Origin of the sequence: Bacteroides sp. 44_46 (assembly GCF_001915465.1) — a bacterium.
GTDB classification, from domain to species: Bacteria; Bacteroidota; Bacteroidia; order Bacteroidales; family Bacteroidaceae; genus Bacteroides; species Bacteroides clarus.
This window is the reverse complement of sequence record NZ_MNQO01000011.1, coordinates 25,682-38,693: the sequence shown is the minus strand read 5'-3', so window position 1 is coordinate 38,693 and position 13,012 is coordinate 25,682. Positions and strand designations below refer to the sequence as shown.

At 46.5% G+C, this 13,012-nt stretch carries 13 protein-coding genes, 1 tRNA gene and 1 pseudogene; 3 read left to right on the top strand and 12 right to left on the bottom strand.

Annotated elements, in window-relative coordinates; all coding sequences use genetic code 11:
- A pseudogene (locus tag BHV73_RS05025) lies at nucleotides 1-601 on the top strand (PcfJ domain-containing protein); the annotation flags it as partial.
- A gap of 95 nt (nucleotides 602-696) precedes the next feature.
- Here BHV73_RS05025 and BHV73_RS05020 read toward each other — a convergent pair.
- A tRNA-Ser gene (locus BHV73_RS05020) sits at nucleotides 697-781 on the bottom strand.
- 114 nt (nucleotides 782-895) lie between these two features.
- Between BHV73_RS05020 and BHV73_RS05015 the strand changes: the two genes are divergently transcribed.
- Nucleotides 896-3,430, top strand: a complete 2,535-nt coding sequence (locus BHV73_RS05015) for an endonuclease MutS2 (RefSeq protein ID WP_255379149.1) — start codon at nucleotides 896-898, stop codon at nucleotides 3,428-3,430.
- A 73-nt stretch (nucleotides 3,431-3,503) separates the two neighbouring features.
- On the top strand, nucleotides 3,504-4,715 hold the full coding sequence (locus BHV73_RS05010; RefSeq protein ID WP_022217940.1) for an L-serine ammonia-lyase: 1,212 nt from the start codon (nucleotides 3,504-3,506) through the stop codon (nucleotides 4,713-4,715).
- 13 nt (nucleotides 4,716-4,728) lie between these two features.
- Here the strand turns inward: BHV73_RS05010 and BHV73_RS05005 are convergent, their stop codons facing one another.
- The 11 genes from BHV73_RS05005 to BHV73_RS04955 all read right to left on the bottom strand — a co-directional run bounded on the left by BHV73_RS05005 (nucleotide 4,729) and on the right by BHV73_RS04955 (nucleotide 12,948).
- The gene (locus BHV73_RS05005) at nucleotides 4,729-5,238 is read right to left on the bottom strand and encodes a PepSY-like domain-containing protein (protein ID WP_087426555.1); all 510 of its coding nucleotides are present in this window, start codon (nucleotides 5,236-5,238) and stop codon (nucleotides 4,729-4,731) included.
- A gap of 41 nt (nucleotides 5,239-5,279) precedes the next feature.
- Nucleotides 5,280-5,720, bottom strand: coding sequence for a PepSY-like domain-containing protein (locus tag BHV73_RS05000; protein ID WP_118047304.1), 441 nt, complete (start codon nucleotides 5,718-5,720; stop codon nucleotides 5,280-5,282).
- A 92-nt stretch (nucleotides 5,721-5,812) separates the two neighbouring features.
- Nucleotides 5,813-7,102 carry a sensor histidine kinase gene (locus tag BHV73_RS04995; RefSeq protein WP_195501022.1) on the bottom strand — a complete coding sequence of 430 codons (1,290 nt, stop codon included), beginning with the start codon at nucleotides 7,100-7,102 and terminating at the stop codon, nucleotides 5,813-5,815.
- Complete coding sequence (locus tag BHV73_RS04990) at nucleotides 7,099-7,776, bottom strand: response regulator transcription factor (protein WP_009121533.1); 678 nt, start codon at nucleotides 7,774-7,776, stop codon at nucleotides 7,099-7,101. Before BHV73_RS04990 ends, BHV73_RS04995 begins: the two co-directional genes overlap by 4 nt.
- A gap of 51 nt (nucleotides 7,777-7,827) precedes the next feature.
- Nucleotides 7,828-8,379, bottom strand: coding sequence for a DUF4738 domain-containing protein (locus BHV73_RS04985; protein ID WP_022217944.1), 552 nt, complete (start codon nucleotides 8,377-8,379; stop codon nucleotides 7,828-7,830).
- Between the two features lie 110 nt (nucleotides 8,380-8,489).
- Nucleotides 8,490-8,717 (bottom strand): DUF4248 domain-containing protein, encoded by a 228-nt coding sequence (locus BHV73_RS04980; RefSeq protein ID WP_039950587.1) that lies wholly within the window; start codon nucleotides 8,715-8,717, stop codon nucleotides 8,490-8,492.
- Between the two features lie 166 nt (nucleotides 8,718-8,883).
- The gene (locus BHV73_RS04975; protein WP_009121530.1) at nucleotides 8,884-9,348 is read right to left on the bottom strand and encodes an HU family DNA-binding protein; all 465 of its coding nucleotides are present in this window, start codon (nucleotides 9,346-9,348) and stop codon (nucleotides 8,884-8,886) included.
- Nucleotides 9,349-9,561: 213 nt separating this feature from the next.
- A complete protein-coding gene (locus tag BHV73_RS04970) occupies nucleotides 9,562-10,176 on the bottom strand; it encodes an HU family DNA-binding protein (protein WP_286737082.1) in 615 nt (204 codons plus the stop codon).
- 11 nt (nucleotides 10,177-10,187) lie between these two features.
- Nucleotides 10,188-10,316: a hypothetical protein gene (locus tag BHV73_RS04965; RefSeq protein ID WP_009121527.1), complete on the bottom strand. Its 129-nt coding sequence runs from the start codon at nucleotides 10,314-10,316 to the stop codon at nucleotides 10,188-10,190.
- A 107-nt stretch (nucleotides 10,317-10,423) separates the two neighbouring features.
- Nucleotides 10,424-11,110: a potassium channel family protein gene (locus tag BHV73_RS04960; RefSeq protein WP_039950585.1), complete on the bottom strand. Its 687-nt coding sequence runs from the start codon at nucleotides 11,108-11,110 to the stop codon at nucleotides 10,424-10,426.
- A gap of 8 nt (nucleotides 11,111-11,118) precedes the next feature.
- Nucleotides 11,119-12,948, bottom strand: a complete 1,830-nt coding sequence (locus BHV73_RS04955) for a TrkH family potassium uptake protein (RefSeq protein ID WP_286737081.1) — start codon at nucleotides 12,946-12,948, stop codon at nucleotides 11,119-11,121.
- Between the last annotated feature and the right edge of the window lie 64 nt (nucleotides 12,949-13,012).

Here is a 13,012-nt window from a genome sequence, read left to right as displayed (position 1 = left end):
TGGCTGTAGCTGTCCCCATTGCGGAAAGGAACTTGAAATGCTTGATACCCGAAAGAGAGTTTTCAGGGACAGCGCATATTATGAAATCATTACGACCCGAAAAGGCTATCAAGTGTTGCGCTACTTTATGGTAGGAGCAACATACAAGGTGGGACAGAAGGCAGAGTATTCCATTCGGGAGGTGGTGCAATGGTGGATTGCCCCAAACGGGAAGACCGAAGTTATTGCCCGACTGAGAGCCATGCACACGATGTACTATGACCTTTGGACTGAATGGAGCGATATGGATTTACGCAGCAACAAGATGCTGAAAGCATACAACATAGACGCATACAAGACTTATCCGGCAATACGCATCATTCCCGAATTAAGGCGAAACGGCTTCAAGGGAGCATTCCACAAACTGACCCCATACGAATTTTTTACCGCCATTCTGACGGACAGCAAAAAGGAAACATTGCTTAAAGCGGGACAGACAGAAATGTTCAGATATGCCGTCATTTCAAATGTCAATTTACATGAATATTGGAACTCCATAAAAATCTGTATCCGAAACGGCTATCATATTGCAGATGCCTCCATGTGGTGTGACCTTGTGTAGTACACCGAAAGAATGCTTTAATATGCTTATTTTTGCTATGTACCAAAAATAAAAAATCCCCGTAAATTGTTAGTTTACAGGGATTTTCTTTCATTTGGAGAGACAGGGATTCGAACCCCGGGTGCCTCGCAGCACAACGGTTTTCAAGACCGCCGCAATCGACCACTCTGCCACCTCTCCAAAACTTCCTTTTCAGAAATGCTTCTCTCTTAAAGCGGTGCAAAGGTACAAATCATTTTTAATTCTGCAAACATACTTCTTATTTTTTCACGAAATAATTGTACTTTTGCATCCATGATATACCCACAGAACTTTGAACAGAAGATAGGCTTCGACCAGATACGCCAACTGCTGAAAGAAAAATGTCTCAGTACGCTTGGCGAAGAACGAGTGACAGACATGGCATTCTCCGACCGCTTTAGTGAAGTGGAAGAGCGTCTGGATCAGGTTACAGAATTTGTACGTATACTCCAAGAAGAAGATAATTTCCCGGCACAATATTTTTTTGATGTACGTCCGTCCCTGAAACGAATACGGGTGGAAGGCATGTACTTGGATGAACAGGAACTTTTCGACCTGCGCCGTTCCCTGGAAACGATACGCGATATTGTATGTTTCCTGCAAAAAAGCGAGGATGAAGAGGAAAGCACATCCCCCTACCCTTGTCTGAAACGACTGGCGGGAGATATAACGGTATTTCCCCAACTTATCGGAAAAATAAACGGTATTCTTTCACCTTACGGAAAAATAAAAGATAACGCATCGGCAGAACTGGCACGCATCCGCCGCGAACTGGCAAGTACGATGGGAAGCATCTCACGTTCACTGAACAGCATCTTACGCAATGCCCAGTCGGAAGGTGTCGTAGATAAAGACGTAGCCCCCACAATGCGCGACGGACGACTGGTGATTCCGGTAGTACCCGCCTTGAAGCGAAAAATAAAAGGTATCGTACACGATGAATCCGCCAGTGGTAAAACCGTGTTCATCGAACCCGCCGAAGTAGTGGAAGCCAACAACCGCATCCGCGAACTCGAGGGTGACGAACGACGGGAGATTATCCGCATCCTTATGGAGTTTTCCAACCTGTTGCGTCCGTCCATCCCCGATGTGTTGCTATCGTACGAATTTCTCGCCGAAATCGACTTTATCCGTGCCAAAGCATTATTCTCCGAACAAATCACCGGGTTGAAACCGGCTTTCGAGAATAAGCAGGTGTTAGACTGGACAATGGCAGTACACCCGCTGTTGCAACTCTCCCTTGCCAAACATGGAAAGAAAGTAGTACCGCTGGATATAGAGTTGAACGAAAAACAACGTATCCTCATCATCTCCGGCCCGAATGCCGGTGGAAAGTCAGTCTGCCTGAAAACCGTAGGACTGCTTCAATACATGTTGCAATGCGGCCTGCTCATCCCGATGCATGAACGCAGTCACGCCGGTATATTCAGCAATATATTCATTGACATCGGTGACGAGCAGTCTATCGAAGACGACCTGAGCACCTACTCTTCGCATCTTACGAACATGAAGATAATGATGAAGAGCTGTAACGAACGCAGCCTTATCCTTATCGATGAGTTTGGCGGCGGTACGGAACCCCAGATTGGCGGAGCGATAGCCGAGGCCGTTCTGAAACGTTTCAACCAAAAGCAGACATTCGGCGTTATCACCACGCACTACCAGAATCTGAAGCATTTTGCCGAAGACCACGAAGGGGTGGTGAATGGCGCCATGCTATACGACCGCCATTTGATGCAGGCTTTATTCCAACTTCAGATAGGCAATCCGGGCAGTTCGTTCGCCGTAGAGATAGCCCGTAAAATCGGATTGCCGGAAGATGTAATTGCCGATGCCTCGGAAATTGTAGGCAGCGAGTACATCAATGCCGACAAGTATCTGCAAGATATCGTACGTGACAAACGATACTGGGAAGGCAAGCGCCAGACCATCCGGCAACGCGAAAAGCATATGGAAGAAACCATCGCCCGCTATCAGGCGGAGATAGAGGAATTGCAGAAATCACGCAAGGAGATTCTACGAAAAGCCAAAGAAGAAGCGGAACAACTGATGCAGGAAGCCAACGCCCGCATTGAAAATACCATCCGTACCATTAAAGAGGTGCAAGCCGAAAAGGAAAAGACACGTCAGGTACGTCAGGAATTAAGTGACTTCCGCGAATCGATGGAAGCTCTTGCCGCCAAAGAACAGGAAGAAAAGATTGCCCGTAAAATAGAAAAACTGAAAGAAAAACAGAACCGGAAGAAAGAGAAGAAAGCCAATAGAGGTCAGGAAAACGCACTGTCCGCACAAGCATTGGCAGAACAACAGGCGCGGAAAGAGGCCGAACGCCTCGCAGCAATCGTACCCGGAAGCAATGTCAAGATAAAAGGGCAAACTTCGGTAGGCGAAGTGCTGGAGATAAACGGCAAGAACGCCGTCGTTGCATTCGGCAGCATCAAAACCACCGTCAAGCTGGACAGACTGGAACGGACAAACGCGCAGCCCAAGCAAGCGGATGTTTCTACCAAAAGTACTTACATCAGTTCGCAAACCCAAGACAGCATGTACGAAAAGAAGTTGAACTTCAAACAAGACATAGATGTACGCGGCATGCGTGGAGATGAGGCCTTGCAGGCAGTGACCTATTTTATAGACGATGCCATATTGGTAGGAATGTCCCGCGTACGGATTCTTCATGGAACAGGTACGGGCATTCTGCGTACTCTTATCCGTCAGTATCTGCAAACCGTACCCGGCGTAAGCCATTTCGCCGACGAACACATCCAGTTCGGCGGGGCGGGAATTACGGTGGTAGACTTGAGTTAATTGAGAATTGTGAAATAGAAATTGAGAAATAGAAATTAAATAAATACTAATTACCCGATAACTAATTGCCAACATGAAATCAATCAAAGAACTCTATCGCATCGGTACAGGCCCTTCAAGCAGCCATACAATGGGCCCCCGCAAAGCCGCCGAAATATTTCTGGAAAGACATCCGGAAGCAACGGCATTCAAAGTAACGCTATACGGCAGTCTGGCGGCAACAGGCAAAGGCCACATGACCAATATCGCCATTACCGAAGTGCTGCAACCGGTAGCGCCGGTAGAGATTATTTGGGAACCTAAGATTTTCCTTCCTTTCCACCCGAACGGAATGAAGTTCGTTTCGGTAGACAAAGAGGGAAAAGAAACCGACCAATGGGTAGTGTTCAGCATCGGCGGCGGCGCTTTGGCGGAAGAGAGCGACGGAGCGTCCTCGGTTAACACCCCCGATGTGTACTCCATGAACAGCATGACGGAAATTCTGCAATGGTGCGAACGCACAGGGAAAAGTTATTGGGAATATGTCAAGGAATGTGAAGACAGCGATATATGGGACTATCTGCAAGAAGTGTGGAAAACCATGCAGAATGCCGTAAAACGGGGTTTGGAACAGGAAGGAGTACTCCCCGGCCCGCTGAACTTACGACGCAAAGCCTCAACCTATTACATACGTGCCAGCGGATATAAACAGTCTCTGCAATCACGCGGACTGGTATTCGCCTACGCATTGGCAGTGAGTGAGGAAAACGCTTCGGGCGGTGTGATTGTTACTGCTCCCACATGCGGTTCGTGCGGCGTGATGCCTGCCGTGCTTTATCATCTGGCCAAGAGCCGTGAGTTTAGCGACACACGTATCCTACGCGCCCTTGCCACAGCCGGATTGGTAGGAAATATAGTAAAGACCAACGCTTCCATTTCGGGTGCGGAAGTAGGATGTCAGGGAGAAGTCGGCGTAGCCTGCGCAATGGCCTCGGCAGCAGCCAATCAGTTGTTTGGCGGTAGCCCCGCACAAATAGAATATGCCGCAGAAATGGGCTTGGAGCATCACCTGGGAATGACCTGCGACCCCGTATGCGGATTGGTGCAAATTCCGTGTATAGAGCGCAATGCCTATGCCGCCGCACGCGCTTTGGATGCCAATCTCTACTCCTCTTTCACCGACGGTATGCACCGCGTATCTTTCGACAAGGTAGTAGAGGTTATGAAAGAAACCGGAAATGACTTGCCGTCACTTTACAAGGAAACAAGCGAGGGCGGTCTGGCTAAAGATTATAAACCGATGTAAATAAAAAAGTGGCTCACTCCGCCACTTTTTTATCTATCGGCCAGTGCGTATCGTCTTTATCACCACTGACATCACGCTGTTGCAATAAAGCGCCGTCCTCAGCATAGAATAACTGATATTCCAGATTACCTTTTTCTACCTCGATAACGTATTGAACGGGCTGTACGGGGTATTCGAGCATATCGATGTCTTCCCGCTTCCAGTTAGCATATTCCCCACCCTCAAAAGCAGTCTGTACCGTAGGGGGCAAACTCCCCCAAAGGATATCAACCTCGGTCAATCGCCAAACGGCCTGAGTATCATACCACACATCCATTTCTTTACCGTCCATCCAGCAGTCGGCCACGAAATAATCGCCTTTCCGCTCCCACTCAATATCGGTAGCAGCGGGATATTTATTCTTTAAAGCTTTAGAAACCGCATCCGGAACGGTTATGCCATCGTTCTTGTCATCATCGCCGCACGCGCTGAAAGCCGATGCAGCAATGAACATCATCGCCAATAGTTGAAACTTTATTTTCATATTATGCCATCAAAATTAAAGTGATACATTTCATGTTACAATCAATCGTCCATGCTGACAAACTTACCTTTACTATTGAATTTCAAGGAGTAATCATTGGCGAGTTCAACTTCCACCCCGCTCCGTCCGCGTTCAATCTTGGTGATCATCTCCTGCGGAAAGTTTGTTTTTACGTATTCTCGCACAGATACCGGAATCAATGCTTCGGGTACGGCAGCTTTCTTACAGTCGACTTCGGTCCAGTTACCGTTACTGTCAAAATCAATCTCGGTACGGTCGGTCAACAGTACCTCATACTTTTTAGAGCCCAGCATGCCGGTCTCAATCTTAATATGTGAGATTTGCGGCTTGGTGAAATACTGGTTGATAAAGTTACGGGCGGTCAAAGGCAGCTGCTTGGCATCGCGTGTAATGACATCGCCGGCAAATGCAAACTGAACGGCTATAAGAGCCAATACAAGAATAGACAATACTTTCTTCATAATCGTTATTTTTTAATGTTACTAATTCGTTTCGTATCATTCACACTGCAAATAACGACAGAGAAATAGGAAAGATTTGGGAATAACAGGCGTTAACGGTTATTTTTATTTTCTTTAACAAGCAGGAAGCAATGCATCCCGTCCTGCCATTCGTACGTGAGCTTCAAAGCGGAAATCCGAGCGATAGAACGGGCTATGGCAAGCCCTAATCCGGTGGATTCTTTCTTTCCGTCAACGCTGTGATAGAAACGGCGGAACAGCTTTTCACCATCCAAAGGAGTATCGCCCGTATTCTTTATTGTCAATGAAACCGGAGTGGTAAGTATCTGCAACTCTCCCTCCTCTTCATTATGAAGCAACGCGTTCTTCACCAGATTGGAGACCAAAATCTGCGCCAACGAATGATTACAGCGGATAATAAAAGGATGTTCTCCCTGCTTACGCAGCAAGCGTACCTGCTTGTGCTCGTATATATCCATCAAATCAGGCAGAAGATTATCCAGTATCTCGTCTACCGATACATCTTCCGACTCCGTGTACTGTCCGTTCTCTATGCGGGAAAGCAGCAACAAAGACTTATTCAGTTTCACCGCACGCCCCAAAGTGGCGTAGATTTCATCCAGTTCCTTCATCTGTTGTTCTGTCAGACTATCGCTTTCCGCCAGTAATTCCACTTTGCCACGTACAATGGCAAGCGGTGTCTGCAACTCATGCGAAGCGTTTTCTATAAACTGCTTCTGCTCCTCATAGGCTTTATAACTACGGTTTCCCATATCTACCGCCGCCTCACTCAGCTGGCGGAACTCACGTATTTTCGTAGGATTCTCCAACACCGGAACCTCCTTTCCGGGCTGGATGCCATGCAACCAGTCCAGTAGTTTATGCAACGGGCGGAACACTCCTTTCAGCACCAGCTGAATACCGACAGAGGTACAAATCAGGAAAAGCAGGAACAATGCTCCCAGATACCAGAGCATCGCCTCTACCATATCGTCGCGTTCCAAGATGGAAATCATCAGGGTAAGCTCATAAAACTGTCCGTCGGGCATACGAAAAGCCGTGCGCATCACACGTACCGGCTCGTCCTCATCCTCAAGTTCGATATAGACGGTAGAATCATAGAAGACTTCCCGATAATGGCGTCCCTCTTCTTCGGAGATAGGAAGGAATTTATAGAAAGACATCAGAGAGCCTTCCGTTTCAAGAACAGAGGGGTCGTGAAGCGCATGTTCCATTAATATCCCGGCATAATTTTCCAGCGTATCATCCGTTTCGTCAACAACCTCATCGATAATGGCATAATAAAACAATACACCCCATACAGTCATCAGGACAAATAGCAATAAGGAGATTTTGCGATATGTATAATATACCAGTTTCATAACTCGGACAGTTTATAACCAAAGCCATAGACAGCCTTCAGTTCCACGGAAGCGCCGGCCTGCTTCAATTTCTTGCGCAGATTCTTTACTTGCGAGTAAATGAAATCCAAAGAATCGACCTGGTCTATATTATCACCCCATACCGACTCTGCAAGGCTCATTTTATTAATAACCCGATTGGGATTCACCACAAAGTAATACAGTAAATCGAACTCCTTACGGTTCAGTTGCAAAGGCGCACCGTCCACTTCCGCCTGCCGCTTGTCAGGATAGAGCAGCAAATTACCTACGGTGACCGTCACATCACCCTGCGTCTGACGGCGGCGGATCAAAGACTTTATGCGGGCATTCAACTCTGCCAAGTGGAAAGGTTTCGTCAGATAATCATCGGCTCCGAGTTCCAGACCGTCCACCTTATCATCCAGCGAATCTTTGGCGGAGATGATAAGTACACTGTCCGTACGGCGCAAGCGCTTTAACTCACGCAACAAATCCAGACCACTTCCGCCCGGCAGCATAATGTCCAGCAGGATGCAGTCGTAATCATAGTCGTTTATCTTATCCAATGCCGAAAAATAATCGGCAGCCGTTTCTACGACAAACTTCTCTTTCAGGAGCGAAGCGCGAATGGTTTCCCGCAAATCTTGCTCATCTTCTACAATCAGGATTTTCATGTCAGCAAAGGAACCTCACAAATCTGGAATCATTCTGGAATTACCCGAACATCAATTGGAAACAGTATCTTCCTCGTACACATCTTCCAACAGTTCTTCTTTCGCCATCGAGATTTTACCGTCGGCGGAAACCGTCAGTCGAAGAGGCACGTAGAGGTCTGTTTGCGGATAGCAGATGCTGGCAGCATAAATAATTCCCTGAGGGGTAGTTTTATCATAAACCAACCCTTCCAGAATAGCGTACTTCATAAATCCGGCATCCACCAGCGAGGCGAAACTCTCTTTCGTAAACACCCTGTCTACAATCTGCTTACCGCCACAGGTGATGCGCAGGGTAATGCTGTTATCAACGAACTTCTCGCCTTGTTCATTCTTCACAATGGGCAGGCTGTCATCCGGACGGCGCACCACAGACGAGCGATACTCCTTACCTTTATAAGTAATGGTCACTTTGGTATCGGAAACCTGCATACGCTGCGGAGCGGAAGTCACGGTGCTGTCCTGCATCAATACCTGCACATCGTCTCCGCCCTTCTGCCGGGATGTACAGGAAACGACTGACAACGCTACCACACAAGTCACTATATAAACAACGGTTTTCATTGATTCATTTTTTAAATTGACAAGGGCAAAGGAACAAAAAGAGCGGGAGAAATACAAATGAATGCTATTAAAGCTTTCCGTTTTTTATGAACTTAAAAGCAGCCCGTTAATTAAGGCTCATCCAAATAGTGAACGATAATCCCGACTTGTCTCGGCATAAAAGTCCGTACTCTTACATGATATCCCGTAAGAAGCAGTTCCGCATACAATTCGCGATTGCGTTTAATCCAGCGTGTCAATGTACGAATGGCACAGCGTGCCGTAGCATTGGGGCAATACAAACATGCTAATTCTTTTTTCGTATACGTCCTGATACGAAAGTCATTTTCATTTTCCATAGTTTTTTGCAGGTTTATCATTATGTGCCGTTTTTTTATTATTGATGTAAAGATACAACATTCGAAAGGCAAAGTCAAGTAATCAGAGGAAAGATATGAACCCTTATAAAAGAAGTTCATATCTCCCTCATCTACATTCACTTAGTTTAAACAGATGGAAAGCATATTATCCCAGCGGGTTTTCCTCTTCTCCATTGCCACCGGCATCAGGATTAGAACCGCCTCCCGAAGTTGTTTCCGAGTTTTCCCAATTAGCTCTCGTCACGCTGGCACGTGTCAGCATCTCTTTAAAATACTGCCCCGGAGTAAAAATTATCTTTCGGCGATAAACCGTATCCGATTTCACATCTTCCTGCTTATCCTGACTTTTCGCGTTAATACCCGGACGAAAACAGCCAAAATCACCTAACTGCACAGAAAAGCCCTTGTTTATGTTTATATTCAATGTGTCTATCAACCCATCCAATACCATCTTCACCACACCACGCGGAGCCATGCCTACCTTAGTGACTTCATCGCATAAATCTCCAAACTGTATTATACCCAGCGTCTTCATTTGCGCCACATACTTTTCCGTTTTTGTCTTATCAAAACCGAACACTCTCTTCTTCACTTCATAATTAAATGCCATAATTCTTTTAATTTTAAATGATTAATAAATTTGTTTTCGGCCTTGTTCACTCGTCAGTTTGCAAAACCTGTTTCTCTGTGATCACGATACAAAGATACAACAGGCACAAACCGGCATGGTGCTTTAACTGTCGTTTCAGTAAGGATAAAGAAGGATTAATAAGGGTAAGTAAGTCTCTGATAAATAAAAAGATATAAATCAATAAAAAATATTTCACTTTTTTCCCGCATACACCACATTCCTGCCCATTCCGTATCTGAACAATACCCCGTTTTCTATGAACAGATTCAAATCGTTAATGGCTTGTTTGTAGCTACGTCCCGTCAGGCGGGCATATTGGGCACGGTTGATACAAGGGTTCCGTTGTAAGTATTCGTCCAGTAATTGAAAACGGCGCTCCATAGATAAAAAGGTATCCGAGGAAGCCGATACCACAGGTCGCGGCTTACGTTCAAGCTTCATCTTACCGCCTAATTCCTCATAGAACCGCTTTCCCAAACGAAAATTCAGTCCGCGCAGAGCCACGGACGCGGCACGCACTTTATCTTTCTCCATTGCACGGCGCTGACAGCTCAGTGAAGGAGTAAAATAGCCAAGTTCTCCTAACTCTACCGTCCAACCGTTAGCCAGGCAATCGCGTAACTCGTCCATAAAAGCCGCCATTGTCCCCTCAAGCACACTTCGGCTGATACCCGTGAAAAGATACACGCGGTCTATAAACTCTTTTTTATCAATTGTCCCTTTAGGCACAAAGCGGGCATAAAGAGGCTGTTGTTCTCCGGTCCGACCAATATCCGGCTTTTCAAAAAGGTCATAATAAGCACTCATATTCTTTGATATTAAGCTTCACCATAGTCATACCCGGCATCCTTTCTCACGGTGACAAAGAGAGAAAACCATCCCAATACTAAATCGTTCCACCACGGAGTAAATTTCGTTCCATCATGGTGGAACACAACTTTCTCCATGGCGGAACGAAATTTACTCCGTGGTGGAACGATTTAGTATTAGGAAGTAAAGGTACTACTCTTCCATAGGAAAAGCAATAAAATCACAAAGAAAATGCATCCGATTATCACAGCGCCTTCCAGAACTTCCGGAAGTCTTGATACCGTCCATAACACACCAACTGGTCTCCTGCCTGTATCTGGTCGTTATCCGGCAACTCGTTTACAACATCATGCTCTATGAAAGAGATGCCCAGACAGTTTTTCAACGTTTCGGCACGTTTCAGTGCAAGCAGCTTCAAGCCGAATTCATTATCGAGCTTCAATTCATTGACACCATAGCCGATGAATCTTTCGGGCACTGTGAACTTCATTACATAATAGTTGGAATCTACACGGAAAGTTTCAATATCCGCGCCAAATTCCAACAGATGAACCAGACCGCGAGCCGCATCTTCTTCGGGAGTAAGAATACGTTCCAACCCGAAAGCTTCAAGCACCGAACGATGAACCCCGTCGATAGCCCTGGCATAAATGCGTTTCACCTTTTTCTGCTTCAACAACGCCACCACGCGGATAGACGCGCCAAAATTCTCACCGATGGCCACAATCACGACATCGACGCTGTTCAGCGGAAGTACGGACAAAGCCTGTTCGTCAGTCGCATCAATCACAAATGCGGTTGCTATCTTGTCCTTTAAGCTATCCACACGACCGGCACTGATATCCGCACCTATCACTTCATGCCCCAAAGCAGAAAGTTCCTCGGCAAGCACATGGCCGTAATTTCCCAAACCGATAATAATATACTTCATATAAGTCATTAATTAATAATAATCTGTCCACTCGGATACTGATACTTCGTATTTTTTTTCTGCTTGATGATACCAAGCATCAACGTTATCAGCCCTACACGCCCGACAAACATCAAAAGCGCAACCAGCAGTTTACTGTCATTGCCCAGCAGAGGCGTGGCGTTTAAACTGGAACCGACCGTACTGATGGCCGAAACACATTCAAAGGTAACCGTGAGCAAAGACAGCTTCGGCTCCAATATGCTGATAATAAATATAAATACAAACAATACTCCGAACGACATCACCACCGTAGCATTAGAACGGCGGATGGAGTCGTAAGACAATTCGCGTCCAAACACCTCTACCCGCTCCGTGCCGCGCAATACAGCCACAAGATTCAATACCACGACAGCAAAAGCATTCACCTTGATACCGCCTGCAGTAGACTGCGAACCGCCGCCAATCCACATAAGAATAAGGTAAATCAATAAGGTCTGCACGCTCAAACCGGCTAAATCCACGCTGGAGAAGCCGGCCGTACGGGGACAAGACGCATTGAAGAACGCCTGCGTCCACTTATCGGCAACCGACATACCCGCAAAAGACGCGTTCCACTCAAAAAGAGCGATACCGGCCGTACCGACCACCAGCAACAGGAAGGTAACAATCAGCACGATACGCGTATTCAGATTGTAGAGGTGGTAAAAACGGCGGCCGTCCCACTCCCACGTACGCAGAAATCTCCAGAAACGGCGTATATGGTAAAGGATGATATCCTTGAAATTCACCAATATCGGAAAACCGATACCGCCAAGAATAATCAATAAAGAGATGTATATATAGAACGGATTATGGCCTGACATCAGCAGCGGATTGCCCAAATTGCCCGGTAATGTGGAAAAACCGGCGTTACAGAACGCCGATATGGAGTGGAAAGCCGAGAAAGCCAATTCCTCGTGTATATCCATCCCCATCGTGCCGTGAATATCGCTCCAAATAGCGAGCATGCCCGCCCCCTCTATCGCCAATGTAAAGCCGAGGATATAGACCAGTGTGGACAGCAATGAATTCAATGAATTGGAACTGACCATATCACGCACCACCAACTGATTGTACAGCGAAGTATTCCCCATAAAGAACATTGCAAAGAAGCTCGTCAGCGTCATTACTCCCAAACCGCCAATCTGAATCAGCAGGATGATGATTACAAAGCCCGTCGTCGTAAAGGTGGATGCCACATCCACCGAGGTAAGCCCCGTCACACACACCGCACTGGTGGAAATAAACAGCGAATCCACCCACGAGATACCCGCCACCGTAGAACGGGGGAGCATCAGCAATCCCGTCCCGATGAGTATGATAATGAGAAAACTGACTGCCAGAATAAGCGAAGGGTTTGTCCGTCGCCCCAGCAAACGTACCAAACCATAAGACAGATTCAGGAAAGAAAGCATCAGCAGTAACGCGAGATGATATATCCTGCCGTTCAGAAAATCCCAGACAGCCTGTATGGCCCCTTCCACCTCTGGACGATGAAAAACTACCGGAACCAGCGTCAGATAAAGCAGAAAAGTCAATATCCACGTCAGCTTGCTAAAGGTCTGCCTCGTATCTTTATATTCCAATGCGATACGCAAGGATATATCGCTCAGAAAGACAATCCACACTCCATGATACAGACGTTGCAACTGGTGAGCTTCCGCAACCGAAATTGTAAATCCATGTTCATACACCAAACCGACAATCAACAGGATGGATGCCAGGTAGGTCAGGGTCGTCATCACCCCCAACGCCACACGTACATAAGGATGAATCCACTTATTTTGATACAAAAGAAACTTATGATAAATCTTCATAAATACACCGATTGATGAGACGTGGCAAACTTAGACAAATCTACCTTCATAAACAAAAAACAAT

What these genes read in the sequence shown, in the direction of transcription:
- BHV73_RS05015 (WP_255379149.1), top strand. Translation starts at nt 896, where the DNA reads ATGATATACCCACAGAACTTTGAACAGAAGATAGGCTTCGACCAGATA.
- BHV73_RS05010 (WP_022217940.1), top strand. Translation starts at nt 3,504, where the DNA reads ATGAAATCAATCAAAGAACTCTATCGCATCGGTACAGGCCCTTCAAGC.
- BHV73_RS05005 (WP_087426555.1), bottom strand. Translation starts at nt 5,238, where the DNA reads ATGAAAATAAAGTTTCAACTATTGGCGATGATGTTCATTGCTGCATCG.
- BHV73_RS05000 (WP_118047304.1), bottom strand. Translation starts at nt 5,720, where the DNA reads ATGAAGAAAGTATTGTCTATTCTTGTATTGGCTCTTATAGCCGTTCAG.
- BHV73_RS04995 (WP_195501022.1), bottom strand. Translation starts at nt 7,102, where the DNA reads ATGAAACTGGTATATTATACATATCGCAAAATCTCCTTATTGCTATTT.
- BHV73_RS04990 (WP_009121533.1), bottom strand. Translation starts at nt 7,776, where the DNA reads ATGAAAATCCTGATTGTAGAAGATGAGCAAGATTTGCGGGAAACCATT.
- BHV73_RS04985 (WP_022217944.1), bottom strand. Translation starts at nt 8,379, where the DNA reads ATGAAAACCGTTGTTTATATAGTGACTTGTGTGGTAGCGTTGTCAGTC.
- BHV73_RS04980 (WP_039950587.1), bottom strand. Translation starts at nt 8,717, where the DNA reads ATGGAAAATGAAAATGACTTTCGTATCAGGACGTATACGAAAAAAGAA.
- BHV73_RS04975 (WP_009121530.1), bottom strand. Translation starts at nt 9,348, where the DNA reads ATGGCATTTAATTATGAAGTGAAGAAGAGAGTGTTCGGTTTTGATAAG.
- BHV73_RS04970 (WP_286737082.1), bottom strand. Translation starts at nt 10,176, where the DNA reads ATGAGTGCTTATTATGACCTTTTTGAAAAGCCGGATATTGGTCGGACC.
- BHV73_RS04965 (WP_009121527.1), bottom strand. Translation starts at nt 10,316, where the DNA reads ATGGAGAAAGTTGTGTTCCACCATGATGGAACGAAATTTACTCCGTGG.
- BHV73_RS04960 (WP_039950585.1), bottom strand. Translation starts at nt 11,110, where the DNA reads ATGAAGTATATTATTATCGGTTTGGGAAATTACGGCCATGTGCTTGCC.
- BHV73_RS04955 (WP_286737081.1), bottom strand. Translation starts at nt 12,948, where the DNA reads ATGAAGATTTATCATAAGTTTCTTTTGTATCAAAATAAGTGGATTCAT.